This window comes from Streptomyces sp. SudanB25_2051, assembly GCF_964272635.1.
In the GTDB taxonomy this organism is placed as follows: domain Bacteria; phylum Actinomycetota; class Actinomycetes; order Streptomycetales; family Streptomycetaceae; genus Streptomyces.
Window position 1 is genome coordinate 206,856 of sequence record NZ_OZ186787.1, and the last position, 26,420, is coordinate 233,275.

Annotated in this window: 20 protein-coding genes; 14 read left to right on the forward strand and 6 right to left on the reverse strand. The window is 75.4% G+C overall.

Going from position 1 to position 26,420, the window contains the following annotated elements; translation table 11 throughout:
* The first annotated feature begins 44 nt into the window (after positions 1 to 44).
* Entirely contained in the window at positions 45 to 1,505 is a 1,461-nt protein-coding gene (locus ACSUPT_RS00980; protein WP_351965254.1) for an aminotransferase class I/II-fold pyridoxal phosphate-dependent enzyme, read from the forward strand.
* 4 nt (positions 1,506 to 1,509) lie between these two features.
* Here the strand turns inward: ACSUPT_RS00980 and ACSUPT_RS00985 are convergent, their stop codons facing one another.
* On the reverse strand, positions 1,510 to 2,223 hold the full coding sequence (locus ACSUPT_RS00985) for a hypothetical protein (protein WP_436943208.1): 714 nt from the start codon (positions 2,221 to 2,223) through the stop codon (positions 1,510 to 1,512).
* A gap of 138 nt (positions 2,224 to 2,361) precedes the next feature.
* The gene (locus tag ACSUPT_RS00990; protein ID WP_403505435.1) at positions 2,362 to 2,571 is read right to left on the reverse strand and encodes a hypothetical protein; all 210 of its coding nucleotides are present in this window, start codon (positions 2,569 to 2,571) and stop codon (positions 2,362 to 2,364) included.
* 184 nt (positions 2,572 to 2,755) lie between these two features.
* Here ACSUPT_RS00990 and ACSUPT_RS00995 point away from each other — a divergent pair, with 184 nt between their 5' ends.
* The 4 genes from ACSUPT_RS00995 to ACSUPT_RS01010 all read left to right on the forward strand — a co-directional run bounded on the left by ACSUPT_RS00995 (position 2,756) and on the right by ACSUPT_RS01010 (position 10,307).
* Positions 2,756 to 4,804 carry an FUSC family protein gene (locus ACSUPT_RS00995; protein WP_436943209.1) on the forward strand — a complete coding sequence of 683 codons (2,049 nt, stop codon included), beginning with the start codon at positions 2,756 to 2,758 and terminating at the stop codon, positions 4,802 to 4,804.
* Between the two features lie 105 nt (positions 4,805 to 4,909).
* On the forward strand, positions 4,910 to 6,610 hold the full coding sequence (locus tag ACSUPT_RS01000; protein WP_436943211.1) for an FAD-binding oxidoreductase: 1,701 nt from the start codon (positions 4,910 to 4,912) through the stop codon (positions 6,608 to 6,610).
* A 244-nt stretch (positions 6,611 to 6,854) separates the two neighbouring features.
* Positions 6,855 to 7,658 carry a VOC family protein gene (locus ACSUPT_RS01005; protein ID WP_399218129.1) on the forward strand — a complete coding sequence of 268 codons (804 nt, stop codon included), beginning with the start codon at positions 6,855 to 6,857 and terminating at the stop codon, positions 7,656 to 7,658.
* A 114-nt stretch (positions 7,659 to 7,772) separates the two neighbouring features.
* Positions 7,773 to 10,307, forward strand: coding sequence for a SpoIIE family protein phosphatase (locus tag ACSUPT_RS01010; RefSeq protein ID WP_399218128.1), 2,535 nt, complete (start codon positions 7,773 to 7,775; stop codon positions 10,305 to 10,307).
* Between the two features lie 214 nt (positions 10,308 to 10,521).
* Here ACSUPT_RS01010 and ACSUPT_RS01015 read toward each other — a convergent pair whose 3' ends face one another.
* Positions 10,522 to 11,373, reverse strand: coding sequence for a lytic polysaccharide monooxygenase auxiliary activity family 9 protein (locus tag ACSUPT_RS01015; RefSeq protein ID WP_351965261.1), 852 nt, complete (start codon positions 11,371 to 11,373; stop codon positions 10,522 to 10,524).
* A gap of 181 nt (positions 11,374 to 11,554) precedes the next feature.
* On the opposite strand from ACSUPT_RS01015, the gene ACSUPT_RS01020 reads away from it, so the two are divergent.
* The 4 genes from ACSUPT_RS01020 (at position 11,555) to ACSUPT_RS01035 (ending at position 14,714) form a co-directional block, all read left to right on the forward strand.
* A complete protein-coding gene (locus ACSUPT_RS01020) occupies positions 11,555 to 11,848 on the forward strand; it encodes a hypothetical protein (protein ID WP_351965262.1) in 294 nt (97 codons plus the stop codon).
* A 332-nt stretch (positions 11,849 to 12,180) separates the two neighbouring features.
* The gene (locus ACSUPT_RS01025; RefSeq protein ID WP_351965263.1) at positions 12,181 to 13,059 is read left to right on the forward strand and encodes a trypsin-like serine protease; all 879 of its coding nucleotides are present in this window, start codon (positions 12,181 to 12,183) and stop codon (positions 13,057 to 13,059) included.
* A 116-nt stretch (positions 13,060 to 13,175) separates the two neighbouring features.
* Positions 13,176 to 13,385, forward strand: a complete 210-nt coding sequence (locus ACSUPT_RS01030) for a hypothetical protein (RefSeq protein ID WP_351965264.1) — start codon at positions 13,176 to 13,178, stop codon at positions 13,383 to 13,385.
* A 354-nt stretch (positions 13,386 to 13,739) separates the two neighbouring features.
* Positions 13,740 to 14,714: a glycosyltransferase family 2 protein gene (locus ACSUPT_RS01035; RefSeq protein WP_351965265.1), complete on the forward strand. Its 975-nt coding sequence runs from the start codon at positions 13,740 to 13,742 to the stop codon at positions 14,712 to 14,714.
* Positions 14,715 to 14,742: 28 nt separating this feature from the next.
* Here ACSUPT_RS01035 and ACSUPT_RS01040 read toward each other — a convergent pair whose 3' ends face one another.
* Complete coding sequence (locus tag ACSUPT_RS01040) at positions 14,743 to 16,248, reverse strand: DUF6056 family protein (protein WP_436943213.1); 1,506 nt, start codon at positions 16,246 to 16,248, stop codon at positions 14,743 to 14,745.
* 201 nt (positions 16,249 to 16,449) lie between these two features.
* On the opposite strand from ACSUPT_RS01040, the gene ACSUPT_RS01045 reads away from it, so the two are divergent.
* Positions 16,450 to 17,331 (forward strand): VOC family protein, encoded by an 882-nt coding sequence (locus ACSUPT_RS01045; protein ID WP_404143928.1) that lies wholly within the window; start codon positions 16,450 to 16,452, stop codon positions 17,329 to 17,331.
* 110 nt (positions 17,332 to 17,441) lie between these two features.
* Here the strand turns inward: ACSUPT_RS01045 and ACSUPT_RS01050 are convergent, their stop codons facing one another.
* Complete coding sequence (locus ACSUPT_RS01050; RefSeq protein WP_361663675.1) at positions 17,442 to 18,476, reverse strand: NAD-dependent epimerase/dehydratase family protein; 1,035 nt, start codon at positions 18,474 to 18,476, stop codon at positions 17,442 to 17,444.
* Positions 18,477 to 18,918: 442 nt separating this feature from the next.
* On the opposite strand from ACSUPT_RS01050, the gene ACSUPT_RS01055 reads away from it, so the two are divergent.
* Complete coding sequence (locus ACSUPT_RS01055) at positions 18,919 to 20,385, forward strand: PP2C family protein-serine/threonine phosphatase (protein ID WP_351967957.1); 1,467 nt, start codon at positions 18,919 to 18,921, stop codon at positions 20,383 to 20,385.
* 233 nt (positions 20,386 to 20,618) lie between these two features.
* On the opposite strand, the gene ACSUPT_RS01060 is transcribed toward ACSUPT_RS01055, so the two are convergent.
* Positions 20,619 to 22,100 carry a DNA-binding protein NsdB gene (locus ACSUPT_RS01060; RefSeq protein ID WP_351967958.1) on the reverse strand — a complete coding sequence of 494 codons (1,482 nt, stop codon included), beginning with the start codon at positions 22,098 to 22,100 and terminating at the stop codon, positions 20,619 to 20,621.
* Positions 22,101 to 22,332: 232 nt separating this feature from the next.
* Here ACSUPT_RS01060 and ACSUPT_RS01065 point away from each other — a divergent pair, with 232 nt between their 5' ends.
* From ACSUPT_RS01065 to ACSUPT_RS01075, 3 genes are all read left to right on the forward strand, one after another.
* Positions 22,333 to 23,448 carry an aminoglycoside phosphotransferase family protein gene (locus ACSUPT_RS01065; RefSeq protein ID WP_436943215.1) on the forward strand — a complete coding sequence of 372 codons (1,116 nt, stop codon included), beginning with the start codon at positions 22,333 to 22,335 and terminating at the stop codon, positions 23,446 to 23,448.
* Positions 23,449 to 23,660: 212 nt separating this feature from the next.
* Positions 23,661 to 25,883: a terpene synthase family protein gene (locus tag ACSUPT_RS01070; protein WP_351967960.1), complete on the forward strand. Its 2,223-nt coding sequence runs from the start codon at positions 23,661 to 23,663 to the stop codon at positions 25,881 to 25,883.
* Between the two features lie 158 nt (positions 25,884 to 26,041).
* Entirely contained in the window at positions 26,042 to 26,398 is a 357-nt protein-coding gene (locus ACSUPT_RS01075; RefSeq protein WP_436943216.1) for a hypothetical protein, read from the forward strand.
* Positions 26,399 to 26,420: the final 22 nt, after the last annotated feature.

Below are 26,420 nucleotides of genomic sequence, written 5' to 3' on the forward strand. Positions count from 1 at the left end.
CCCCTGCGGGGACCCGTACGAACGCGGACAAGGAGAGACGGCTCATGGATCACTCTCGGGTGCCGGTCCTGGAGGCGCTGGAGGAGTTCCGCCGGCGCGGGGACGTCGTGTACGGCCCGCCGGGGCACAAGCAGGGGCGCGGGACGGACCCGCGGGTACGGGAGATCCTCGGCGACGGGCTGTTCCGGGCGGACGTGCTGTCGCTGAACGGGCTGGACGACCGGCGCGAGTCGCAGGGCGTGCTGGCGCAGGCGCAGGAGCTGATGGCGGACGCCGTCGGGGCCGACCACGCGTTCTTCTCGACGTGCGGCAGCTCCCTGTCGGTCAAGACGGCCATGCTGGCGGTGGCCGGGCCGGGCGAGAAGCTGCTGATCTCCCGCAACGCCCACAAGTCGGTGATCGCCGCGGTGATCGTCAACGGCGTCCAGCCGGTGTGGGTCCACCCCAAGTGGGACGCGGACAGGCACCTGGCCCACCCGCCGGAGCCCGACGACGTGCGCCGCGCCCTGGAGGCCCACCCCGACGCCAAGGGCATGCTGCTGATCACGCCCACCGACTGGGGCTCGTGCGCCGACATCCGGGGCGTGGCGGAGGTGTGCCACGACCGTGACGTGCCGCTCATCGTGGACGAGGCGTGGGGCGCGCATCTGCCGTTCCACCCGGCGCTGCCCGCGTGGGGCATGGACGCGGAAGCCGACCTGGTCGTCACGAGCGTCCACAAGATGGGCGGCGCGATCGAGCAGAGCTCCGTCTTCCACCTCCAGGGCGACCGGGTGTCGCCGGAGGTGCTCCAGCAGCGGGAGGACCTGCTCGGCACGACCAGCTCGTCGTCGCTGGTGTACGCGACGCTCGACGGGTGGCGGCGGCAGATGGTCGAGCAGGGCCATGACCTGCTGGAGGCGGCGCTGCGGCGCGCCGGCCGTGTGCGCGAGCTGGTCACGGGCCTGCCGGGGCTGCGGCTCATGGGCGACGAGATCGTCCGGGAGGGCCTCGCGGCGGAGATCGACCCGCTGAAGATCACCATCGATGTGCGGGAGCTGGGCGTCAGCGGCATGCAGGCCGCCGAGTGGCTGCGCGCCGAGCGCCATGTCGACATCGGCGCGGCCGACACCTGCCGGATCAGCGCCATCCTGACGCACGCGGACGACGACCGGACCGAGCAGGTGCTGTGCGACGCGCTGCGCGCCCTCGTGGACGGCGCGGGCACGATCGAGCGGCCCCACCCGGTGGCGCTGCCGCAGCCCGGCGCGCTGGAACTGGAGCAGGCGATGCTGCCGCGCGACGCGTTCTTCGGGGAGGCCGAGCACGTGCCGGCGGAGAAGGCCGCGGGCCGGATCTCCGCCGAGACGATCAGCCCCTACCCGCCCGGCGTACCGGCCGTCGCGCCGGGCGAGGTCATCACCCGCGAGGTGGTCGACTACCTGCGCAGCGGGGTCGCCGCCGGCATGCTCGTGCCCGACGCGGCCGACGGGTCCCTGGAGACCTTCAGGGTCACGGCCCGCTAGGCCGTCACTTCCCCTTCACACGTGCCGTGCGGTGCAGTTCGGCCGTCAGCTTCGCCAGCTCCCGCACGGACACGTTCGACTCCGTCGCGGCGACGGTGCCGCGGTCGGCCCAGACGCACAGGGAACGCGGGATCCGCGTGACGGAACCGTCGTACACGCTGGTGTGCCGGTACTCGCCCTGACGGCACTCCATGACCGCCCTGTCGTACCCGCTCAGCGGGAAGGGCCGGAAGGGGCCGGCCCACCGGACGCCGTAGTCGCCGAAGACCGGCTGCTCGTCGCGGCTGATGGACAGGACCATGCGGCGCAGCGCCGCCTCGGGGTCGGGCACGGGCCCCTGGAGTCCTCGGAAGGCGAGGTACCGGCTGCCCACCGCGCCGGGCTCCCCCCGCCGGTAGTCGGCGCCCGTGCCGGTGGCCCCGGCGATGATGCGGTGCGCGTCGCGCGGGGTGATGCCGATGCCCCACACCTCGGTCTGCGCCTGGTGGCAGTCGGCGTCGGAGGGCTGGCCTTCGCAGTCCACGACGCCGACGTAGGTGTCCCCGAAGCTCCGCTTCTGCGGCATCCCGCCCACCGAGCGGGGCGGGGCCAGGCGGTAGCCCCGTGTGTCGACGCGCTCCGACCGCTCCGAGGCCGCCGCGTGGACGCAGACCGCGAACACGGCGAGCGCGGCCGTGCCCGCCGCGAGCATGGCGGGCCGGCGCCGGACAGTGATCATGCCTCAGGTCCCCCTTCGTCGGTCACGGGGTTCGACAGCCCCGGACCGCGAAAGGTTGCGCCCCGGCCGCGTTTTCGCGCTTTCCGCGCCGGTTCTCCGCGTTCCGCACGCGAAAGCCGGAAGTTCCGCCCGGGCCCCTCAGGCCTCCCGGTCGTCGTCCTCCGGCTGCTTCTCGACGCCGGCGAGCTGCTCCCCGGCCGCCGTGCCCTCGTCGGGCCGGTAGCCCTCCGCGGTGCTCGCCGTGCCGGGCACGTCGCGGTGGTGCGCGGTGTCCTCGGTGCCCGAACCGGCGCCGGGGGCCTCGGTGCTCCGCTCGCGGGCACGGTCGCGTGACGTCCGGTCGTTCATGCTGCCTCCCAGGTCGGTGCGATGGGCGATCCGGGTACCCGCCGACCGGCGCGTGTACCGCCCGGCGCCCCGGCCCGGCCGCCCCGCCGCCACGGGCCCCGGGGGCCCCGCGCCGGACGCGGCGCACGACACACCCCGGCGCGACGACCCGGCCGGGGCGCGGGGACGGCCTACTCTCGGCGCCATGACCTGGCTGCGCGCCCTGAAGGAGACCGCCCGCACGGGTCTCGCGGTCGAGCGGCGGCGGCTGGAGCCGCTCGTCGCCCTGCGCGCCGCCGCGGGGCTGGCGCTGGTGGTGCTGGTGAGCGCCGCCCTGGGCGGTCCGGCGATGGCGGCCAGCTCGGCGTTCGGCGCGTTCCAGGCGGCGATGGCCACGTTCCAGCGGACCTGGCGGCCGCGCCCGACGCTGGCGCTGGTCTCCGGGCTGACCCTCGCCGTCTCCACGTTCCTCGGCTATGTGTGCGGCGGCCACCTCGTGTGGTTCCTGGCGCTGCTCGGGGTGTGGACGTTCCTGTCCGGTCTGGCGTGGACGGCGGGGCCGGCCGTCGGCCTGATCGCCTCGTCCAATGTGGCGATCATGCTGGTCACGGTGACCCTGCCGACCTCGGTCGGGGACGCGGCCGTGCACGCGGCGGTGATCGCGGCGGGCGGGGTGGTGCAGGCCGCGCTGATCGTGCTCTTCCCCGTACGGCGCTGGGGCCCGCAGCGGGACGCGCTCGCCGACGCGCTGGCGGCCGTCGCGGACTACGCGCGGCGGCTGCGCCAGGACCCGTACGCGCCGTTCGACCCGGTCCCGCTGATGACCGCCCGCAGCGCCGCGGCCGTCACGCCCCGGCAGGCCCGCCGCCGCCCCGGCGAGCTGCACGGCACGCGCGGGCTGGCGGAGCGGATCCGCCCCGTCCTGGCCTCGCTGGCCGACCCGGCGGTGGGCGTGCCCCCGGAGGGCCCCGGCCGCGACCGGGTGTGGGAGCTGCTGGAGGCGGCCGGGGCGGTGCTGGACGCGGCGGCCCGCGCGGTACGGCGCGGCGAGGGGCTCGACGTGCCGCCCGGCGCCCTCGCCGCGCTGCGCACCCCGGACACCGCGGACGTCCTGGAGACGGCACCCGCCCGGCGGGCCGCCGCCCGGCTCGCCGCGCTCCTGAAGGACGTCATGGAGACGGCGACGCCCACGGGGAGGCGGCCGGGGCCGGAGGAGCTGCGGGCGCAGCCGCGCCTGTGGAGCCTGGTCCCCGGCGCCGTACGGGAGATCAGGGCCGAGGCGCGGCGCCCGGACTCGCCGTATCTGCGGCACGCGGTGCGGGTGGCGGCGGTGGCCACGGCCGGGTACCTGCTGGGGACGGTGCTGCCGTTCGGGCACGGGTACTGGGCGCCGCTCGCCGCCGTCATGTCGATGCGGCCGGACTTCGGCCAGACGTACGCCCGTTCGGTGGCGCGGTTCGCCGGGACGCTCGTGGGGGTGGCGCTGGCGACGGGGGTGCTGCGGCTGGCGGACCCGGGCGCGTACACGTCGGCGGGGCTGGCGATCGGCGCCGCGTTCCTGACGTACCTGCTGCTGCGGGCCGGGCAGGCGCCGATGCAGGTGTTCCTCTCGGCGTACGTCGTGTTCCTGCTCGGCATGGCGGGCGAGCAGTGGACGCAGACCGTCCCGGAGCGGGTGGTGCTGACGCTGCTGGGCGGGGTCCTCGCGATGCTGTCGTACGCCCTGTACCCGGCGTGGGAGACGCCGCGGCTGCGGGGCCGGCTCGCCGACTGGCTGGCGGCGGCGGCGCGGTACGCCGACGAGGTGCTGGAGCGGTACGCGCGGCCGGGCCGGCCGCCTACGGGCGCGGTGCGCGAGGCGCTGCTGGACGCGCGGGCCGCCCGTGCGGCGTGGCGGGACGCGGTGGACCGGGCGGCGCACGAACCGGTGCGGCACCGGGGGCTGTCGCGGGCGGCGGCCGACGCGGCGGGGGCGGCGGTCGGCCGGTTCGCGCGGGCCGCGATGGTGCTGGAGGCGCACCTGCCGGACCGGTCGGCCGCCCCTTCGCCGGGGGCCGCCGCGCTGGCCGGGGCGCTGCGCGGGGCGGTGGAGCGGGGCGCCGCGGACGTGCGGGAGCGGCGCGTGCCCCGGTGGGACGACGTGCGGGCGGCGCTGGACGCGGCGGAGGCGTCGGCCGATCCGGTCGTACGGGCGGGGGCGCGGCAGATGGTCGCGGCCCTGGAGGACCTGGCGGAGGCGCTGGCCGGCGAGTAGTCACCGACCGGGAGCGGCGATGAGCCGTCACCGGAGCGGAACCCGGCGGCCGTTGCGCTCATCCTCCCCACCGCAGGCAGACCGGACGGAGCGGTGGGGATACGGATGACGGAGCGGACGCGGGCGTACGGGGCGACGGCGGGGACGGGCACGGACCCGGGCACGGCGCAGGGGCGGACGGACCCGGCGGGCGGGGGCGTGCGGACGGACGGCGGCGGGGGTGCCTCGCGGCGGCGGCTGCTCGGCGCGGGCGCGGCCGCGGTGACGGGCGCGTTCCTCACGGGCGCGGCCGCCACCCCGCCGAAGCCCGCCGCCTCCACGCCGCCCGCGCGGAAGCCCGCCGCGTCCGCCCCTCCCCCGCCGAAGGGCGCGCCGCGCGCGGGCGACTGGGCGGCGCTGGCGCGCGGGCTCGACGGGCGGCTGGTGCGGCCGGGCGACCGGGACTACGACACGGCGCGCACCCTGTTCAACCCGCGCTTCGACGGGCTGCGCCCGGCCGGTGTGGCGTACTGCGCCCGCCCCGAGGACGTGCGCACCTGCCTGGAGTTCGCCCGCCGCCACGGCGTGCCCGTGTCGGTGCGCAGCGGCGGCCACTCGTACGCGGGCTGGTCGTCGGGGCCGGGGCTCGTGGTGGACGTGCAGCCGATGGCGTCCGTGTCGATGTCGCCCGGCGGGACCGCGCAGATCGGCGCCGGGGCGAAACTCATCGACGTGTACGACCGGCTGACGGCCCGCCGCCGGACCGTGCCGGCCGGCTCGTGCCCGACCGTCGGCGTCGCCGGTCTGGCGCTGGGCGGCGGGATCGGCGTGGTCAGCCGGGCGTACGGGCTGACCAGCGACAGTCTGACGGGCGCGCGGATCGTCACGGCCGACGGGCGGATACGCGACGTGGACGCCCGGCGCGACCCGGACCTGTTCTGGGCGCTGCGCGGCGGCGGCAACGCGCAGTTCGGCGTGGTGACCGAGCTGCGGATGCGGACCCATCCGGCGCCCTCGTGCACCACGTTCTTCCTCAGCTGGCCGTGGGCGCGGGCGGCGGCCGTCGTGCGGGAGTGGCAGCGCTGGGCGCCCACCGCGCCGGACGGCATCTGGGCCAATCTGCACCTGTCCGCGCCGGTCGGCGGCCGTCCGGGCGCGGTGCGGGCCGGCGGCCTGGCGCTGACCGGCCGGGCCGATCTGGAGAACCGGCTCGACCGGCTCGCCGACCGGATCGGCGCGGCGCCCCGCTCGGCGTCCGTGCGCACCCGGTCGTTCATGGACGCGATGAAGGTGATGGGCGGCGTGTCGGGCTGGCCGGTCCCGGAGGCGCACCAGAAGGGCACGCTGCCGGGCCGGAACCCGCGCGGGCGGGTGGCGCGCGAGTCGTACGCGGCCCGCTCCGACTTCTACACGCGGCCCGTCCCGGCCGACGGGGTGCGGGCCCTGATCGCGCGGGTGGAGCGGCTGGCCCGGCTGACCGGCGGCGGGGCGGGCAGCGTGGCCCTGGACGCCATGGGCGGCGCGGTGAACCGGGTGCGGCCCGGCGACACGGCGTTCGTCCACCGGAACGCGCTGTTCCTCGCGCAGTACATCGTGTCGTGGCCGGACCGGGCGACGGCCGGCACGGTGGCCCGGCACCGGGCGTGGCTGGACGGCACGTACGACGCGATGCGGCCGTGGGCGAGCGGCCAGGCCTACCAGAACTACACGGACCCGGCGCTGCGCGACTGGCGGCGGGCCTACTACGGGGCGAACATCACGCGGCTGGCGAAGGTGAAGGCCGCGTACGACCCGGGGCGGCTGTTCCGCCACCCGCACTCCTTCTGACGGCCCGCCGGACGGGCGGCTTCCGGCGGGCGCGGGCCCGTGCGGGGGCGGCGGGCTCCGGCGGGGCGCCGGGCAGGCGGGCGCCCGCGGGCGCGGCCCCGCGCGGCGGCGGCGTGTTCACCGGTTCGACCGTCACGGGCGGGCGGCCGCGGGGCGGGGGTGCCACGCTTGCCGTGGGGCCCACGCCCCGCCCGGACCCGGTGCCCGGCCGGCCGGGCACGCCCACCCGACCGAAGGAAAGCGCGTGATCACCACTGACTTCGTCGCCGGCTCGCCGTGCTGGCTGGACCTCGGCGCGCCCGATGTGAAGGCGGCCGCCGAGTTCTACCGCTCCGTCTTCGGCTGGGAGTACCAGCCGATGAGCCCCGACTCGGACGACTACGGGGCCTTCCGGCTGAACGGGAAGACCGTCGCCGGGCTCGGGAAGCTCACCGAGGAGGGCGCCCGCCCGGCGTGGATGATCTACTTCTGCGTCCCGGACGCCGACGCCGCGACCGAGACGGTGCGGCAGTCGGGCGGCACGGTCCGCGTCCCCCCGATGGACGCGGGCGGCGAGGGCCGGATGGCGCAGTTCACCGACCCGCAGGGCGGCCAGTTCGCCGTGTGGCAGCCGGGCTCCACCAAGGGCGTCGACGCGGTGGACGACACCGGCACCCTGTCGTGGACCGAGCTGTACACCACGGACATGGCCGGTGCGAAGGAGTTCTACGGCAACCTCTTCGGCTGGCGGACGCAGGACGTGGACCTGCCGGGCGGCGGCGGCACGTACGCGCTGATCACCCCGGCCGGGCAGCCGGACGAGCGGATGCACGGCGGCATGATGCAACTGCCCTCCGAGCACCTGGAGCTGACGGGCGGCAAGCCGTACTGGCACCCGGTGTTCGGCTCGGCGGACTGCGACGCGACGGTCGAGAAGGTCCAGGCGGGCGGCGGCAGGGTCCAGATGGGTCCCGAGGACGCGCCGGACGTGGGACGGCTGGCGGTCTGCGTCGACCCGGCCGGCGCGGACTTCGTCGTCCTCACGCCCGCGCCGGGCCCGCAGGGCTGAGCGGGGCGACCCCGTGCTCCGGCCCGGCCCGCCCCGCGCCGGGGCCCGGTTCGGCCGGGCTCCGGGCCCCGGCAGCGCTTGCCGGGGCCGTCCTCCCGTACGAGGGTGATGGCGATGGACACGCCGCTGCGAACGTTCACCGAGAGCCCGGAAGACCCGTTCTCCCTTCACCGGGCGGCGACGGCCGTCCTGGACGCGCGGGGCGCGGTCGTCGGATGGAGCGTGCTGGCCGAGCACCTGCTGGGCTTCCGGCCCGAGGACGTCATCGGCCGCCGCGCGCTGGAGGCGCTGATCGCCCCGGAGGACCGGGAGGCCGCGCTGGAGGCGGTCACGGCGTGCGCCGGGGCGGGCGGCTGGTTCGGTGTGCTGCCGGTGCGCCGGGCCGACGGGCGGACGCTGCGGATGGGGTTTCGCGCGCGGCTCGTCGTACGGGCCCGCGGCGAGGACGAGTGGTTCCTGGTCGGTGCCCCCGCCGACGAGGTGATCCAGTGGGAGACCGACCGGTCCCTGCTCGACGGGATCTTCCGCCGCTGCCCCATCGGGATCGCCGTGCACGGCCCGGACCTGGACATCCTCCGGGTGAACCGGGCCATCGCCCGCTTCGCCGACGCGCCCGTGGAGGCGCTGCGCGGGGCGCGGATGGACGACTTCCTCATCGCGCCGGACGCGCGGACCGCGGAACGCGCCCTGCGCTCCGTGGTGGAGACCGGCCGTCCGCTGATCTTCACGGAGCAGCCGGCCCGGCTGCGGACGGATCCGCCGGGCCGCGAGCGGATCGTGGCCGTGTCGGCGTTCCGGATGCAGGACCCCGCCGGGGAGGTGCTGGGTGTCACGCAGATCGTGGAGGACGTCACCGACCGGGAGCGGGCCCGGCGGCGGCTCGCGCTGCTGAACGACGCGTCGGAGCGGATCGGAACGACGCTCGACGTCACCCGTACGGCGCAGGAGCTGGCGCGTGTCGCGGTGCCGGGGCTCGCCGACTGCGTGGCCGTGGACCTGCTGGAGCCGGTCGTCCTGGGCGGGGAGCCGTCGCCGGACGCGTCGGGGCGGCTGTACCGGGCGGCGCAGGCGGGGGTCACCGAGCAGCCGCCGCCCTCGGCGCGCCGCCCCGAGGGCGAGGTGGTGTTCGCGCCGGACCCGGCGCAGGCGCGGTGCCTGCGGGAGCGGCGGCCGGTCCTGGAGACGGACCTCGGCGCGGCGCGCGTCGCGAGCGGGACGGCCGGCGCCGGAGCGGCGGCGGGGGCCGGCGGGGTGCCGGGAGGGGGAGGGCGGCCCGCCGCGGGCGGGGTGGCGGGCGCCGCGGGGCCGCCGGAGGCGGACGCGCACTCGCTGATGGTGGTGCCGCTCGGCGCGCGCGGGGCCGTGCTGGGGGTGGTGAGCCTGTGGCGGGCGTACCGGCCCGAGCCGTTCGAGGAGGACGACCTGACGCTGGCGGCGGAGTTCGCCTCGCGGGCCGCCGTCTCCATCGACAACGCCCGCCGCTACACCCAGCAGCGCACGGCGGCGCTCTCGCTCCAGCGGAGCCTGCTGCCGGCGGACGTACCGGAGCACCCGGCCGTGGAGGTGGCGCACCGCTACCTGCCGGCGGGCGGCGCGACGGAGGTGGGCGGCGACTGGTTCGACGTGATCCCGCTGTCGGGCGCCCGGGTCGCGCTGGTGGTGGGCGACGTCGTCGGGCACGGGGTGCCCGCGGCGGCGACGATGGGGCGGCTGCGCACGGCCGTGCACACCCTGGCCGGACTGGACCTGGAGCCGGACGAGGTGCTGTCCCAGCTGGACGACCTGGTGGGGCGGATCGCCGGGGAGCAGCAGGCGACGGGCCCGGTGACGGGCGAGCAGATCGTGGGCGCCTCCTGCCTGTACGCGGTGTACGACCCCGTGTCGCGGCGGTGTTCGCTGGCGCGGGCCGGGCATCCGCCGCCGGTGGTGGTGCGGCCCGACGGACGGCCCGTCCTCGCCGAGCTGCCCGAGGGGCCGCCGCTGGGGCTCGGCGGACTGCCCTTCGAGAGCGCCGAGTTCGAACTGCCGGAGGGCAGTCTGATCGCGCTGTACACCGACGGCCTCGTCGAGTCGGGCCGGCACGACGTGGACGAGGGCCTGGAGCTGCTGTACGAGGTGCTGAGCGGCCCCTGCCGGGACCTGGACGCGCTGTGCGCCGAGGTGACGCGGAAGGTGATGCCCGAGCACCCCACCGACGACGTGGCGGTGCTGCTGGCCCGGACGCGGGTCCTCGCCGGCGACCGGGTGGCGAGCTGGGAGCTGCCGGCGGGGCCGACGGCTGCGCAGCGTGCGCGCCGGCTGACGGCGGACCAGCTGGCGGAGTGGGGGCTCGACGACCTGGTGTTCACCACGGAGCTGATCGTCAGCGAACTGGTCACCAACGCCTACCGGTACGCCTCCGGGCCGGTCCACCTGCGGCTCATCCGGCACTCGTCGCTGATCTGCGAGGTGTCCGACGGCAGTACGACGGCCCCGCATCTGCGGCGGGCCCGTAGCACCGACGAGGGCGGCCGGGGTCTGTTCCTGGTGGCGCAACTGACCGAGCGCTGGGGCGCCCGCTACACCCGCGACGGCAAGACGGTGTGGACGGAGCAGCCCCTGGACGGCCTGCCGGGCCTGCGCGCGCCGGTGGGCTCGGGCATGGGGTAGACGCGGCGCGGTGGTCGGCGCGGGCGCGGGTCGGGGCATGTGTGCGGGGTGCGGGCCGGGCCCGGCGCCGAGAAGGGGGTGACCCCGCGTCGAGAAGGGGCAGACCGGCGTCGAGAAGGGCGTGGCTCCGCGTCGAGAAGGGCGTGGCTCCGCGTCGAGAAGGGGTGGCCCGGCGCGGGCCGGTGGGCGTCGCGCCGGGCCGGTGTCGGCGCCGTCAGGAGGCCGAGGACCTCCGGCGGCGGCTGGTCAGGAAGCAGGCGGCGGTGAGGCCCGCCGCCGCCACGCTGGCCAGGGTCTGCGGCAGCACGTTGCGCTCCTGGGCCGTCGTGTCGCCGCCGTGGCCGTGGTGGCTGACGGTCGACTTGGACAGGCCCGCCTGGATCTGCTGCTCGGTCGGCGCCTTCGGGGCGGAGGCGGTGGCCGCCGCGGAGGAGGAGAACGTGACGTCCGAGCAGCTGTAGAACGCCTCGGGGCTGTCGTTGCGCTGCCAGATCTTGTACAGCATGTGCCGGCCGGTCCGCTGCGGCAGGGTGCCGTCGAACTCGTACCAGCCCGTCGGCGCGGTCCTGGCCACGCTGGCCACGGCGACCGGCGCCGGCTCGAGGTCCGACCACTTCAGCGGCTGCTTCGGGTCGTATCCCTGCTTGGTGATGTAGACGGTCATCGTGCCGGGGTGCGGTGCCGTGACGCGGTACTTGAAGCGCAGCGGCCCGGCGGTGACGGGTGTCGCCGCCCAGTCGGTGCGGGCCCAGTCGAGCGCCTTGTACTTCTCGCGGTTGGCCGAGCACAGCTTGCCGTCCGGGATCAGCTGGCGGTGCTGCCCGTTGGCGTTGGCGATGTTGACCTCGTTCCAGTCGTAGAGCGGCTGGGTGCCGCTCGTCGCGATGAGGTCCTTGCACACCTGCGTGTCCGGGTGCTCCGGGCCCTCGGCGTAGCAGGCGGCGACCCGGCTGACCGGGCCGTACATGGTGCCGTGCGCCGTCGCCTGCGTGGGGGTCAGGACGACGAGCAGCGGTGCGGCGGCGGCTGCCGCAACGGCCGTGCGGATGGTCTTGCGCGATGACATGTGGGGGTTGTCCCTTCCTCTGGGTGGGGACTCAAGTCGGGCGGCTCGCAAGCAGCTTGGCATTGGACTAGACCAAGTTCAAGGGGTGCGGGGCGACTTCGCGCCGTGTCGCCGCGGGGCCCGTGTCGTTGCTCAGAGCGGCTGGAACGCAGCCGTTCACCCTTCATGTCAGGAGTCACACATGACCATCCGTACCGGCACCCGCCTCCTCACGGTCTGCGCCGGCATCGCGGGCGCGGGGATGGCCGCGGCCGTCCCCGCCACCGCCGCCGACGCACCGCCCGCCTCGGTCGGCGCGCCGGTCGTCTCGAACCTCAACACGACCGGGCTGCTCGGCTCGCAGGACCAGGACAAGGGGCGCGGCGAGGGCCGGCCGGCGGGGCTTCCGGTCGGCGGCGGGCTGCTCGGCGGGCTCCCGGCCGGGGGCCTGCCGACCGGTGGGGTTCCGCTGGGCGGGCTCCCGCTGGGCGGCTGACCTCCCGCTCCCCGCGCCCCCGGGAGGGTGCGCACCGGTGCGGCAGGCGCCGAACACAGGGCCCGCCGGCAGCGGGGCGCTGGGGCATATTCGGCCAGGGCCTCGTCCTGCCGGGGTCGCGGGAGGGGCGCGCGAGGGCGCATGGGAGGCGCGCGCGGGGCGCGCGGCCGGGCCCGTCAGGGTGCCTTCGCGCCGGTGGGGGCGGGGGCGGCGAGGGGGGTGTAGGGGTGGGCCAGGGGTTTCCCTCTTTCCCCGCACCCGCTACACGCGGTTCACTTTCGGTCACCCCGCAGGAGAAGCACCTGTTCACTCGCCGTCCGGAAGGGTTTCTCTTGACCGTCACCCCCGCCCGCCTGAGCGCCGCGCTCGCGGTCGCCTGCGCCGTGGTCGTCGGCGCGGCGATGCCGTCCTCGGCGATCAACTCGTACAACGCGGCCCCGGCGCCCGAGCGCACCGAGGTCGGCGCGCTCGTCGCCACCTGGGACAACGACGACGACCCCACGACGCCCGACCGGGTCGACTGGGTGTGCTCCGGCACCATGATCGACGCCGACACGTTCCTCACGGCCGCGCACTGCACCACGGACTGGCCCGAGAACGTCCGCTTCTTCGTCTCCCTCGACCAGGACGTGCAGGGGGCCCTGGACGCGGCGGCGGAGCGCCACCCCGGCGACCCGGCGGCCGTCGCCCGCGAGGTCGCGGTCGAGGGCACCGCGCACAACCACCCGGAGTACCCCGGCCCCGCCGAGGACACCCGGGACATCTCGGTCGTCGAGCTGCCGGCCGCCGAGGTCGCCGCCCGCTGGTCGTTCACCCCGGCGGCGCTGCCGAAGGCGGGCCGGCTCGCCGCGCTCGGGCCGCAGGGGCTGCAGGACGTGCCGTTCACCGTCGCCGGCTACGGCACGCAGGAGTCGCAGCGGGGTCCGGGCGGCCACACCCACCCGGGCGGCGGCGTGCGGCTGAAGGCACCGGTGACGTACAACGCGCTCAACAACGCGTGGGTGCGGCTCCAGATGACCGCGCCGCAGGGGAACGGCGGGGCGTGCTACGGCGATTCGGGCGGCCCGAACTTCGCCGTGCTGGACGGGAAGCGGACGCTGGTGGCGACGACCATCACCGGTGACGGCCCGTGCTACGCGACCAATGTGGCCTACCGCCTGGACGCGCCCGGTGCGCGGGCGTTCCTGGCGCCGTTCGTGACCCTCCCGTAGGGCCGGACGGATGAATACGGGACGCGCCGTCCGTCCCGCCCCGTGACGGGGAACCCGGTCTCCGGTTGATCAGGGGAGACCCGGGGACCGGGTTCCCGATCACAGAAGGAAGAACCATGATCAAGAAGGTTCTGGCGGCAGCCGGTGTCGCCGCGGCCGCGGTGGGCGTGTGCGCGCCCGTGGCGGCCGCCGTGGGTGACGGCAACGTGAGCACGAAGAACGGCAACTTCTCCGTGCAGTCCTACGGCAACACCGGCACCGGGGACGCCGAGTCCACGCTCCGTTCGACGGAGCGGGAGGAGGCCCTTCTGCGGGCGCTGCGGTGAGGAGGGCCGCGCGGGTGGCCGGCGGGTGATCGACCCGTCGCCGTCCCGCGCGGACACCGTGAGCGCCGATGCCCGGCCCCGGTCCCCCTGATGGGGGGCCGGGGCCGTTCACGTTCGGCCACCGGGGCCGTCCGCGTTCCGGCCGCGGGACCGGTCCGCGTTCCGCGGCGGGCCGCGCCGCCGTGCGCCGGTGCGGGGCCGGCACCCGTACGGACCGCCCCGGTGGCGGGCGCGTCCTGGCCGTGCGGCGCTGGTAGCGAGGTGGAGGCAACCTCGGCGGCCGGGTCGGCATCTTCCGTGTGCGGCGGGTACCGGAGGGGCGTCCCGCATCGGCGTGCATGGAGTGGGTTGGCAATGGTGGATGTCTCGGTCGTCGTCCCGTGCTTCGACGAGAGCGAGGTGATCGGCGACTTCCACGCGGCGGTGGTGGCGGCGCTGGAACCCACGGGCGCCGACTTCGAGATCTGCTACGTGGACGACGGCAGCCGCGACGGGACCGTGGAGCGGCTGCGGGAGCTGGCCCGCGCCGACGTGCGCGTCCGGTACACCTCGTTCAGCCGGAACTTCGGCAAGGAGCCGGCGATGCTCGCCGGGATGCGGATGTCGCGCGGGGCGGCGGTGGTCCTGATGGACGCCGATCTCCAGCACCCGCCGGAGCTGCTGCCGCGCATGCTGGAGCTGCGCCAGCACGGCTACGACCAGGTGGTGGCGCAGCGGGACCGGTCCGGCGAGGGCGCGGTGCGCAAGGCGTTCAGCCGCGCCTACTACCGGCTTGTGCGGCGTTTCATGGAGGTGGAGATCGCCGACGGGGCCGGGGACTTCCGGCTGCTGTCGCGGCGCGCCGTGGAGGCGGTGCTGTCGCTGCCGGAGAGCAACCGGTTCTCCAAGGGCCTGTTCTCGTGGATCGGCTTCGACACGGTGACCTTCCGCTACGCGAACGTGGCGCGGGCGGCGGGCGCGTCCAAGTGGGGCGGCCGGCGGCTGCTGAACTACGGGATCGACGGACTGCTGTCGTTCAACAGCCGGCCCCTGCGGCTGGCCGTCCACACGGGTCTGTGGCTGTTCCTGTCGGCGCTCGCCTACGCCCTGTGGATCGTGGCGAACGCGCTGCTCAACGGCGTCGACACACCCGGATACGCCACGCTGATCACCGCGATCGTCGGGCTGAGCGGGGTGCAGCTGGCGACGCTCGGGGTGATCGGCGAGTACGTGGGGCGGATCTACCACGAGGCGAAGCGGCGCCCCCACTACGTGGTGCGGGAGACCGAGCGGGACGCGCCCGGCCGCCCCGCCGCCGGCCGCTCCCCCGCCCGTGCGGGCCGCCCCTGACCCGTGTGGCCCCGGTGTCCGGGGTGCGCTACGGGATCCGGTGGCCGTGGGTCACCCGGTCCAGGTGGTAGTAGTCGGCCACGCAGCGGGCCGGCCACTGCCGCTTGCCGCCCCCGCCGAACGGCTCCAGCATGCGGCTGACGCTGTTCGGGGTGTACGGGGCGGCCTCGGCGCCGCTCTCCGCGCGCTCCCGCAGGAACCGGTCCTGCCGGTCCCACCGCTCGGCGCGGGCCCGCATGTCGCCGCCGAGGTCGTACAGCGGCGCGGCGAGGCCCGCCACGGTCGCGGCGCACAGGGCGGCGCACGCGGCCGCCAACCCGTAGCGGGCCCGCGCCGGGCGCCCGGCGCGGCGCACCGCCCGGCCGGCGAAGGCGCCGGCGGCGACGAGCAGCAGGACGTACAGCAGCAGGTAGTCGTTCCAGGTGCGTTCCGTGGTGAGGACGCGGGTGCCGAACACGGGGTAGGTGATCACCGTGCACAGGTAGCCGCAGACCAGGAACGCCAGGGCGCCGAAGCCCAGCAGCCGCAGCGGCCGGTACGGCAGGAGGATCGCGGGCCCGGCGTCCGGGCGGCGGCGCGCCAGGAGGCCCAGCAGGACACCGGCGGCGACGGCGCCCGCGTAGGTCCAGGTGGTGAGGACGGTCTCCAGGATGCGGACGAACAGCTTCAGCGACGTGACCAGCGAGTCCGGGGCGAGCATGGACACCGTCTCGGCGCCGTAGCGCTCGCGGCGGTTGCGCGAACCGGGCGAGGTGACCAGCAGCAGCGTGCCCGCGGCGATGCCCGCCATGCCCGTCAGCGCCCACACCCGGACCGTCCGGCGGACCCGCGCGGCGAACACCCACGGCGCGAGGACCACGGCGCCGCCGAGCACGACCAGCGCGACGACCGACGCCTCCTCCGACAGGGTGCCCATGAACGCCCCCGCCAGTGCCACCGTGACCAGGGCGGTGATCCGGCCGCGCCGGGAGCGGGCCGCGAGCAGCGGCAGGGCGGCGCCCGCGGCCAGTACCGGGGCCAGCGTGTGGGAGACCGAGGCGGCGGGCCAGTAGAAGGTCTTGTACGTGTTGGGCGTCGCCAGCAGGAAGACCGCGCAGGTCATGCCGGCGATCAGGAGCGCCGTGCCGCGCGGCGCCCGCAGGCCGGCGCGGCGCAGCAGCAGGGCGGTCAGGGCCCACAGCAGGCCGAGCATGATCACGGCGCTGACGGCGGCGTACGCCTGGTGCCCGGCGACGGGGAACTTCCCGTAGAGCCCGACCAGCAGGCCGTTGGCGAGGCGGCCGTTGTCGGTGGCGTAGAACTGCTCGACGATCCCCGCGACGCCGTGGTCGCGGATCCGCGGCAGGAAGCACCACTCGTCCGCCGACGGCCTGACGTACCACCCGAGCGCGGAGGCCGCCGCCAGCAGGGCGAGGGGCAGGGCCGCGAGGGCGGGGACGCCCGCCCGGACGGCGGTCGCCCCGGGGCGCCGGCCGTCGCCGCGCGGCGTCTCCTCGTCGTCGGGGTCGGTGACGCGGGGCGCGCCGACGGCCATTCTCACCACTGCCTTTCGGGGAAGACCACTGATCCGACACCGTAGAGGGGTTTTCCGCCGCCGCCGTTCCGCCGGACGCGTGGCGCGCCGCCGACGACCCGCGCCGCCATGAAAAACAGATAAAAGGGCACTCAAGGTGTGAATGGTGACAGGATGGACAGCGGTCGGAGGACGGCGAGGCGACACCGGGATGGTTGGCACATGACCAGAGAACCGACGGCTGCCACGGCATCGGGAACGGCAGCAGCAGCGGCAGGGAGCGACGCGGTCTACGGCGCGCCGTGCTGGGTCAGTCTCATGACCCGCGACCTGCGGGCCGCGCACGACTTCTACGGCGCCGTGATGGGGTGGGAGTTCCGCCCCGCGCGGCTGGGCGAGGAGTTCAGCGTGGCGCTGTCGGGCGGCAGGGCGGTCGCGGGGGTCGGCGCGCTGGCGTCGGCGTTCCATGTGGCGGTCGCCTGGACGCCGTACTTCGCGGTGCGGGACGCGGACGTGACGGCCGGGCGCATCCGCGAGCGCAGCGGCACGGTGGCGGTGGGCCCGGTCGCCTTCGTCATGGGGCGCGGGGCGCTGGCGGCGGACCGGGACGGCGCGGTGTTCGGCATCTGGGAGGGCGAGCTGCCCCGGGGCTGGGAGGGCTGGCGGTCGGCGGCCCCCGCGTGGGTGCGGCTGCACACGCGCGACGCGTTCGAGGCGGCGATCTTCTACGGCGAGGTCCTCGACTGGGCGTGCGGGCAGCCGGGCTGCTGCGACGTGGAGTACGAGGGTGACGAGGTCGTGCTGCGCAGCGGCGGCCGGGCGGTGGCCCGGCTGTCCTCGGGCGCGCTGGAGGAGGCCCCGGACCCGGCGATCCGGCCGCGCTGGCAGGTGCACTTCCCGGTGTCGGACGTCGAGAAGCGGGTGACGGCCGCCCTCCAGCACGGCGGCACGGTGATCACCCACGACCCGGGGGTGCAGGCGACGCTGCGTGACCCGGACGGCGGCCTGTTCACCCTGACGGACGCGGACACCGCCGAGCGCGACGGGAGCGGCGGCACCGACTTGGCCGACATGGACGCGGCGACGATGGAGCCGCCCGACTGAGGCACCCGTACGGGACGCCGGGCCCGGCCATGCCCCGCACGGCCGGGCCCGGCGACGTCCGTGCGCGCCGCTTCAGGGGCCCTACGCGGCAGAGAGCCCTACGCCACCGCTCAGCCGGCCTTGCGGGGGTGGAGCGGGGCCGTGTCCAGGCCGGCGCCCTCCCGCAGGCCGCGCAGCAGCGCCTCGACGGCCTCCGTCGCGGTGTGCCGGGGCTGCCAGCCCAGCTCCTCGCGGGCGCGCGAGCAGTCCATCAGCGGCAGCCTCAGGAACGCGTCGAACAGATGCGGCGACGACGGCACCAGGCGCAGCGACCATGCCGCGGCGAGCGCCGTCCGCGCGGCCAGGCGCGGCAGGCGGACGACCTTGGCGTCGAGCAGCCCGGCCAGGTCGGCGGCGCTGACCGGCGGGTCGGCCGCCAGGTTGTACGCGCCGCGCGCGGAGTCGTCCAGCACCGCCCGGCGGTAGCCGTCGGCCGCGTCGTCGGTGTGCAGCGCCTGGAAGACGAGCCCCTCGATGTCGGGCACGGCTGGGATGAACCTCGGGTCGGCGAGCCGTCCGGGGACCAGGTTCCCGGCGAAGATGCGCAGCTGCTCGCTCGCGGACGCCTCCTTGAACAGGAACGAGGTGCGCATCCGTACGACGCGGACATCGGGGTTGCGGGGTTCGAAGCCGTCGAGGACGCGCTCCAGATAGGCCTTCTCGCGGCAGTACGCGGCCTGCGGCCAGCCGTGGGTCGGCCAGGACTCGTCCACGGGCCGGTCCTTCGGCCCCGGCGAGTACGCCCCGACGGAGGAGGCGTACACGAGTGCGGGCACCCCGGCCGCGGCGACCGCGCGGAACACCCGCATGCCGCCCAGCACATTGGTCCGCCAGGTGGCCAGCGGGTCGTGGGTGGGCTGGAACGCCCAGGCCAGATGGACCACGGCGTCGGCGCCGTCGAAGAGGGCGGTCAGCTCCCGGTCGCCGTCCTTCTCGATGTCGGCCTCCGCCCACTCGGTGCGGGGTGGCGACCAGCCGGGGCGGCGGCGCGCCACGCCCAGGACGGAGCCGACGCGCGGGTCGTCCGCGAGGGCGGCGACGACGCTGGTGCCGACGTTGCCGGTGGCGCCGGTGACGACGACTCTCCTGCCGGGCTGTGTGGTCACGGATGCTCCTCCTCGGTCGGGGCCGGGCTCTGCTCCCCCGCGCGTCCCGCGTGCCTGCCCGCGCCACGCGGCTGCTCCCGTGCCTGCGCACGGACGGCGCGCGGATGCGCGCCGCGGGGTGTGCCGAGTACCCCGTTCGCGCCGGTTCACCTCCGCGCGGCGGCGGGGCGCAATGATCCTTTGGCGTCGGCGGCGCGGGCCGGACCTGCGGATCGGCGGCGCGGGGAGCGGGTGCGCGAGGGCCGCAATAGGATCATCGCCACGGCCGTCTCCCTGGCGTTTTCGCCATTCTGGCCGGATCACTGCTGGCCGATGGCATATGCCCCGGACATGACCGGTCCAACTGTCGCCAAATGGCTTACGACCGCCTCGCGGCTGTGTCACAGTCTTGTGTGGTCCTTGCTTTTCAAGCCATGGCCGCGTGCCTGTATCGGAGTTCCCCATGCCGTCCCCCCTGTTCGCGGAACGTCCCAGCCAGCAGCCGCCGCAGCGCGGCCAGGTGGACGCCCTCATCTCGCAGACCCGCCGGCTGCGCGGAGAGGTGGACGCCGTACGCCGGGACGCCGCGGCCGACGACGATCCCCGCGCGCGCTGGCAGCGCGCCCTGTGCGATCTGGCCGTGCATCAGCTCGACGATCTCAACGCCCATCTGGGGCAGCTCAAGGAAGGCGTCCCCCAGCAGCCCTCGCGGCGCCCGGACGAGGAGTCGGGGCCCGGGGCGCGGGACGGGCGACCGCTCGGCGAGGAGGCCACCGGCTCGCTCCTGACCCGCGTCGGCAGCGCCGAGTGGAATCTCCTGACGGACGAGGTCAGCTGGTCCGACGAGCTGTACCGGATCGTCGGCCGCTCTCCCGGCGCGGGCCCGATGTCCCTGGACGAGCTGCCCACCCTGGTCTTCGTGGAGGACCAGCCGCTGCTGACCCGACTGGTGACGGACTGCCTGGTCGACGGCAAGCCCATCGACGGCGAGTTCCGCGTCGTACGGGCCGACGGCCGGGTGCGCACCCTGCACATGGCGGGCGAGCCGGTCCTCGACGGCGAGGGCCGCACGGCGTCCATGTGGGCCGTCTTCCGGGACGTGAGCGAGCTGCGCCGCAGCGAGCGCGCCGTCCGCGAGTCCCGGGAGTCGCTGCGGCTGCGGCACGAGCAGGACCGCGCCCAGCAGCGGCTGGCCGTGGAGCTCCAGGAGGCGGTCCTGCCCGCCTGGCGGGGCCCGCTGCGGCTCGCCGGGGACGGGCCCGCCCCGCTCGACGCCGCCGGGCACCACCTCGCCTCCGGCGACGCCGGCCGGATGGGCGGCGACTGGTACGACGTGCTGGAGCTGCCCGACGGGAGCGCGCTGCTCTCCGTCGGCGACCTCACGGGGCACGGCGTGTCCGCCACCTCCCAGACGGCGATGCTGCTCGGCGCCCTGCGCGGCCTCGCCCTGGCCGGGATCCGGCCCGGCGCGCTGCTGGGGCACCTCAACCAGCTGATGGAGGCCGCCGCCCAGCCCGCGCTCGGGAGCGCCCTGTGCTGCCACTACGACCCGGCGACCCGCACCCTCACCTGGGCGCAGGCCGGACACCCCGCCCCGCTGCTCTTCCGCGACGGGACGGGACGGGCGCTGGACCGGCCGGAGGGCGTCCTGCTGGGCGCGACGGCCTCCGGCGCCGCGTACGAGGAGGCCCGCGTACCGCTGCTCCCCGGCGACCTGCTGCTGCTCCACACGGACGGGCTGACCAGGGGCGAGGCCGCGGTCGGCGCCGATGCGCCGGGCGCCGCCGAGCGGCTGCTCGCGCTGGCGCCGCGGATGGCCCGCGCGCGGGACGCGCGGGACTGCGTGCGGATGGTGGTCGAGGAGACGGGCGGCCCCGAGCGCGCGGACGACGCCTGCGTCGTCGCGGCCCGGGTGGGCGACACGGCGTAGGCTCCCCGCGCGTCGCGCGTACCGAAGCCGGGTGCGGTGCCGCACGGGCAGGTGGACCGTACGCCCGCGCGCGGAGGAAGCCCCCGCACGCAGGGGTGAGCCCGCACACCGACAGCGCCCCCGTACGCGGCACACGACGCCGTACGCGGTGAAGCGGCCCCGTACGCGGTGAGCCCTCCGGGAAGTGGCCCACGGGCGGCGCGGGAGGCGGGCCTTCGCCGAGCCCGCCCCGCTCAGGCCCCGCTGAGGCCCGGCTTCTTCGCCTGGTCCTTGGGCATCGCGTACTCGATCCGCTCCCGCAGGTCCTTGATGCGCGAATAGCTGGCGTACCGGCCGGTGAGCCGGTACATCTCGCGCAGCCGGTCCCAGGTGCGCCGCGAGGAGTTGCTGCCCATCGCGGCCAGCGCGAGCCGGGCGTACCGGTCCGCCTGCTCGGGGTCGTCGGCGATGAAGCACGCCGAGGCCATGGAGAGATGGTCGAAGATCTTGGAGCGTTCACGGCCGTCGATCCGCAGCTCCAGGGCCTTCTGCGCGAAGTACTGCGCCTGCTTGGCGGCGGACGGCTCGTGCTCGGCGAGCGTCCGGTAGGCGAGGGCCTGCATGCCGTACAGGTCCTCCGACTTGAAGGTCTGCATCCACACCGGCAGCGGGCCGTCGCCCCGGTCGGAGACGAACAGGTCCTCCGCCTCGCCCAGGGTGCGGCGCATCGCCTGGCCGCGGCCCATGGAGGCGTGCGCCCACGCCTCGATCGTGTGCAGCATCGCACGGGTGCGCGGCAGGACCTCCTGGCCGGAGCCCAGCTTGGCGAGCTGGAGCAGGTCCAGCGCCTCGTCGGGCCGGCCGAGGTGGACCATCTGGCGGGCGCAGCGGGACAGGGCCTCGCCGGCGCGGGGCAGGTCGCCGCCCTCGCGGGCCGCGTGGGCGGCGATGATGAAGTACTTCTGCGCCGTGGGCTCCAGGCCCACGTCGTGGGACATCCAGCCGGCGAGTACGGCGAGATTGGCCGCGACGCCCCACAGGCGCTTCTGGATCGGCTCGGGGTGGCGGTAGGCGAGCATCCCGCCCACCTCGTTGAGCTGGCCGACGACGGCCTTGCGCTGGAGGCCGCCGCCCTTGGCCGCGTCCCAGGCGCGGAACACCTCGACCGAGGCCTCCAGTTCGTCGACCTCCTGCCGCCCGATGGGGGCGGCCTCGTAGCGGTCCAGCCCGGCGGGGTCGGCGGGCCGGGCGTCGGCGGATCCGGCGCTCGTGGAGCCGGAACGGAACCAGTCGTGCATGGCGCTGGTGATGGTGGCACCCGTGGTGAGCACGGCGCCCGCGCTCATCAGGCCGCGTCGGTTGAGCATGAGGTCCATTCCCGTGAATTCGGTGAGGACCGTGGCCGTGCGTTCGGGCGCCCAGGGCAGCCCGTCAGGGTTGTCGGTCTGCCTGACGTCCCGCCGTCTCCCGGCGCGCCCGTGTCGTACGAACCCGAGGTCCTCGATGGTCACGACACGGCCGAGTCGCTCGGTGAACAAGGCAGCCAGCACCCTCGGTACGGGATCGCGCGGGGTCTCCCCCATGTCGATCCAGCGCCGCACCCGCGAGGTGTCCGTGGCCAGCTGGGGGTGGCCCATGGCCGCCGCCTGCCGGTTGACCAGCCGCGCGAGCTCGCCTTTCGACCAGCCGGCGAGGCCGAACAGATCGGAGAGGCGGGTGTTGGGTTGTCCTGTCACGTCAAGCCCCCAGGTTCTCGGCTGAGTTGACAGTAGCCCTCCGCCATGGGGGTGGCGACTATTCGCCAGGGTTCGCCAGGGTGCGCGAGATGGTTCGCCACCCGCCACGGGGTGTCAGGTAGGAACGCGCCACCCCGTCCCGGCGACGGCCCTCATTCCCCAGGGTGTCGGACCGGCGGCGGGACGGGGCAGCGTACGCAGTCGTCGGCACACGAAGGGATCTGTCTCGCCCATGTACACAGCATCGTCCTCCGTGTCCGCCCCGCCCCGGCCCCGTACCGTACCGGCCGGCAGCGGCCTGTACCCGGGTCCGGCCCAGGTGGGCCGGAGCAGGCGCTGGGCGGGGGCGGTGACCGGTCCGCTCAGCGGGAGGATCGACCTGTCGGGGCCGCAGGGGGCCCAGTTGCGGAAGGCGATCGGGTCGGTGCAGCGCATCTGCCCCGAGTTCAACCCGGTGCAGGTGATGCGCCGCAGCGGACGCTCGGTGCTGCTCGTCGGCACGACGGGCCGGACCACCGCCGTCGCCAAGTGTTTACTGGACCACTCCCCCGTGTGGATCGAGCGGTTCCGGCACGAGATCGCCGCCTACCGCACCTTCGTCCGGCACCGCCCCCCGGTGCGGGTGCCGCGGCTGATCGCGGCGGACCCGGACAACGGCACGCTCGTCGTCGAGCGGATGCCGGGCAGGCCGGCGGGCTTCAGCCGGCATGTCGCGCAGGCGCCGCCGCGCGCGGACTTCAAGGCCGTGCTGGGCGCGGTCGCGCGGCTGAACGAATGGCGCCCGCCCGCCGGGACGTTCGACGCGCCGCTGGAGTACGGCGCGCGGATCGCCCGCTACCACGAGCTGGGCCTGTTCACCGACCGGGACCGCGACGACCTGCAGAAGCTGCTGCACGGCCTGGCCCTGTCCGGCGGCTGGGAGGGCATGCGCCAGTTCTGCCACGGTGACGCGCTGCTGTCGAACATGCTGCTGTCGCCGACCGGTCCCGTGCTGGTCGACTGGGAGCACGCCGGGTGGTACCTGCCCGGCTACGACCTGGCGACGCTGTGGACCGTGCTGGGCGACGCGCCCCTCGCACGCCGGCAGATCAGCCAGCACGCCCAGTTCGGCGGCCCGGCGGCGCGCGACGCGTTCCTGGTGAACCTGATGCTCGTGCTGACGCGGGAGATCCGCACGTACGAGACGGCCGTGCAGCGGACCATGCGGGAGGCCCCGCCCGCCGGCTCGGTCCCCGTCCAGCCCGGCGCGCTCTCGCCGGGCGAGGAGCAGCGGCTGCTGTTGCGGCGGCTGCACGACGACTGCGCGCTGGCACGGCGGGCCGTGCGCGCGGCGGTCGGCACCCGCTGACCGTACGACGGGGGGACGGCGCGCCGTGCGCCCGGTGTCCGCACCGGGCGGCGGCGCGCCGTCGCGTGCGGGGGCCCGGCGCGGAGCCGTTCCCCCGGAGGGCGTAACCCGAACCGCCCGTTCGGTGTTCACAGGACGGGCGGGTGACTCCGCGTGCGCCCGCCGGGCCGCGGGCGCCGGTCCCCACGTACAGCGAAAGGCATTGGACACGCATGGCACAGCCGTTCGTACTCCCCGACTTCTACGTGCCGCATCCCGCACGGCTCAATCCGTACGTGGACGCGGCGCGGGCCCACACCAAGGAGTGGGCGCGCCGCATGGGCATGCTGGAGGGCTCGGGGGTCTGGGAGGAGCGCGACCTCGACTCCCACGACTACGCGCTGCTGTGCGCGTACACCCACCCGGACTGCGACGCCGAGGCGCTGTCCCTGGTCACCGACTGGTATGTGTGGGTCTTCTTCTTCGACGACCACTTCCTGGAGCTGTTCAAGCGCACCCGGGACCGGGCGGGCGGCAAGGCGCATCTGGACCGGCTCCCGGCGTTCATGCCGACGGACCCCTCGGCGGCCGTGCCCGAGCCGGAGAACCCGGTGGAGGCAGGCCTGGCCGACCTGTGGGCGCGGACGGTGCCCGCGATGTCGCCCGCCTGGCGTGAGCGGTTCGCGGTGGCGACGGAGCACCTGCTGAACGAGTCCCTGTGGGAGCTGTCCAACATCGACGAGGGGCGCGTCGCCAATCCGCTGGAGTACATCGAGATGCGCCGCAAGGTGGGCGGCGCGCCCTGGTCGGCGGGGCTCGTGGAGTACGCGGTGGGCGCGGAGGTGCCGGAGGCCGTGGCGGACTCGCGGCCGCTGCGGGTGCTGCGTGACACGTTCGCGGACGCGGTGCACCTGCGCAACGACCTGTTCTCGTACCAGCGCGAGGTGGAGGACGAGGGCGAGAACAGCAACGGCGTGCTGGTCCTGGAGCGGTTCCTGGGATGCTCGACACAGGAGGCGGCGGACGCCGTCAACGACCTGCTCACCTCCCGCCTCCAGCAGTTCGAGCACACGGCGCTGACCGAGGTGGCGCCGCTGTGCGCCGAGCACGGGCTCGACGCGGCGCAGGCCGCGGCGGTCATGGCGTACGCCAAGGGCCTTCAGGACTGGCAGTCCGGCGGGCACGAATGGCACATGCGCTCCAGCCGGTACATGAACGAGGGCGCGGTGGGCGCGGTGCCGGGCGGCGGGGCGTTCGGGATGGCCGCCGCCTCGATCCGGCTGACACCCCGCGCGGAGGCGGCACGGTGGCGCGGCTTCACGCATGTGCCGTTCGAGCGGGTCGGGCCGACGGAGCTCCCGCCCATCGAGCTGCCGTTCCAGGTCACGCTCAACGCGCATCTGGAGGGGGCGCGGAAGCGGTGCGTCGAGTGGATCGCCGCGATGGGCATGCTGGAGGAGCAGCCGGGCCAGCCCGGTTCACGGGTCTGGACGGAGCGCTCGGCCACCGGGTACGACCTGCCGCTGTGCGCGTCCGGTCTGCACCCGCACGCCGACGCCGACGCGCTGGACGTGGCGTCGCACTGGCTGGCGTGGGGCACGTACGCGGACGACCTGTACCCGGTGGTGTACGGCAGGACCCGCGACCTGGCCGGCGCGAAGGCGCAGAACGAGCGGCTGCGGGCGTTCATGCCGCTGGACGGCGCCCTGGAATCGATGCCCGCCCCGGCGAACGCGCTGGAGCGCGGGCTCGCGGACCTGTGGCCGCGCACGGCGGGCCCGATGAACGACCGGGACCGCGCCGCCTTCCGCAGGGCCGTGGAGGTCATGGTCGACAGCTGGCTGTGGGAGCTGGCGAACCAGGCGCAGAACCGGATTCCGGAGCCGGTGGACTACATCGAGATGCGGCGGGCCACCTTCGGCTCCGACATGACGATCGCCCTGTGCCGGATCGGCATCGGCAACCTCGTCCCGGTGGAGGTCTTCCACAGCGGCACGGTGCGGGCGCTGGAGAACGCGGCGGTGGACTTCGCGACGCTCCTGAACGATCTGTACTCGTACCAGAAGGAGATCGAGTTCGAGGGGGAGATCCACAACTGCGTGCTCGTCACGCAGAACTTCTTCGACGTGGACCGCCCCACGGCGGTGGCGATCACCGGCGATCTGATGAACTCGCGGATGCGGCAGTTCCAGCACGTCGTCGCCCATGAACTGCCCGTCCTCTACGACGACATGGGGCTGGACGAGGAGGCCCGCGCCGCGATGGCCGGGTACGTGCGGCAGCTGGAGAACTGGATGGCCGGCATCCACACCTGGCACGACGGGTGCGAGCGGTACCAGGAGGCGGTCCTGCGCCGGAACCTCATCGAGGCGCCCGCGGCGGGCAGCGGCCTCCCGGACGGCCCGACGGGCCTCGGCACGGCAGCGGCCCGCCTGACATCCCTGCTGGCCTCGTAACGCCGGCCCTTCAGGCCCTGCGAGGAGTCGGCGGAGCGGTCCTCCCGGCGAACGAGGACCGCTCCGCCCGCGAGCAGCGGGACGCCGGCGCACCGCCCCGCGCGGATTCCGCACCGCGCGGCAGGCACGCCCCCTCGTCGTGGGCCAGGGTCGCGTGCGTGTTCGCGACGATCACGTGGCGCTGCCACATACGGGTGTCCGACCGCCGTGCCGCCGAGCGGGTCGTCGGGCGGATCGCCGTCCGGCTGGACGTGCCCGTCGAGATGGAGCGCTACGAGCGGTACTGGAAGTTTCCCGAGCTCGCCGAGGTGGCGCTGACCTCGCCGCTCGGGTGCGCCACCGAGGAGGCGGCCCTGCTGGCCGGTCTGCGGTGCGCCTGGGCGATGGCGACGCCGTGGACCCTCGGCCCTCCGGGCGCGGACGGTGTGTTCGAAGGGGTGGCGTCCGCGCGTGCGGGCGCGCGCTTCACCGTGCCCGGCGTCGAATGGATGGAGTTCCACATCGCGCCCCGGTGATCCCGCCCCGGCGGCGCCGAGG

What these genes read in the sequence shown, in the direction of transcription:
- ACSUPT_RS01035 (WP_351965265.1), top strand. Translation starts at nt 13,740, where the DNA reads ATGGTGGATGTCTCGGTCGTCGTCCCGTGCTTCGACGAGAGCGAGGTG.
- ACSUPT_RS01000 (WP_436943211.1), top strand. Translation starts at nt 4,910, where the DNA reads ATGACGGAGCGGACGCGGGCGTACGGGGCGACGGCGGGGACGGGCACG.
- ACSUPT_RS01020 (WP_351965262.1), top strand. Translation starts at nt 11,555, where the DNA reads ATGACCATCCGTACCGGCACCCGCCTCCTCACGGTCTGCGCCGGCATC.
- ACSUPT_RS00985 (WP_436943208.1), bottom strand. Translation starts at nt 2,223, where the DNA reads ATGATCACTGTCCGGCGCCGGCCCGCCATGCTCGCGGCGGGCACGGCC.
- ACSUPT_RS01040 (WP_436943213.1), bottom strand. Translation starts at nt 16,248, where the DNA reads ATGGCCGTCGGCGCGCCCCGCGTCACCGACCCCGACGACGAGGAGACG.
- ACSUPT_RS00980 (WP_351965254.1), top strand. Translation starts at nt 45, where the DNA reads ATGGATCACTCTCGGGTGCCGGTCCTGGAGGCGCTGGAGGAGTTCCGC.
- ACSUPT_RS01010 (WP_399218128.1), top strand. Translation starts at nt 7,773, where the DNA reads ATGGACACGCCGCTGCGAACGTTCACCGAGAGCCCGGAAGACCCGTTC.
- ACSUPT_RS01065 (WP_436943215.1), top strand. Translation starts at nt 22,333, where the DNA reads ATGTACACAGCATCGTCCTCCGTGTCCGCCCCGCCCCGGCCCCGTACC.
- ACSUPT_RS01070 (WP_351967960.1), top strand. Translation starts at nt 23,661, where the DNA reads ATGGCACAGCCGTTCGTACTCCCCGACTTCTACGTGCCGCATCCCGCA.
- ACSUPT_RS00995 (WP_436943209.1), top strand. Translation starts at nt 2,756, where the DNA reads ATGACCTGGCTGCGCGCCCTGAAGGAGACCGCCCGCACGGGTCTCGCG.
- ACSUPT_RS01015 (WP_351965261.1), bottom strand. Translation starts at nt 11,373, where the DNA reads ATGTCATCGCGCAAGACCATCCGCACGGCCGTTGCGGCAGCCGCCGCC.
- ACSUPT_RS01030 (WP_351965264.1), top strand. Translation starts at nt 13,176, where the DNA reads ATGATCAAGAAGGTTCTGGCGGCAGCCGGTGTCGCCGCGGCCGCGGTG.
- ACSUPT_RS01045 (WP_404143928.1), top strand. Translation starts at nt 16,450, where the DNA reads ATGACCAGAGAACCGACGGCTGCCACGGCATCGGGAACGGCAGCAGCA.
- ACSUPT_RS00990 (WP_403505435.1), bottom strand. Translation starts at nt 2,571, where the DNA reads ATGAACGACCGGACGTCACGCGACCGTGCCCGCGAGCGGAGCACCGAG.
- ACSUPT_RS01055 (WP_351967957.1), top strand. Translation starts at nt 18,919, where the DNA reads ATGCCGTCCCCCCTGTTCGCGGAACGTCCCAGCCAGCAGCCGCCGCAG.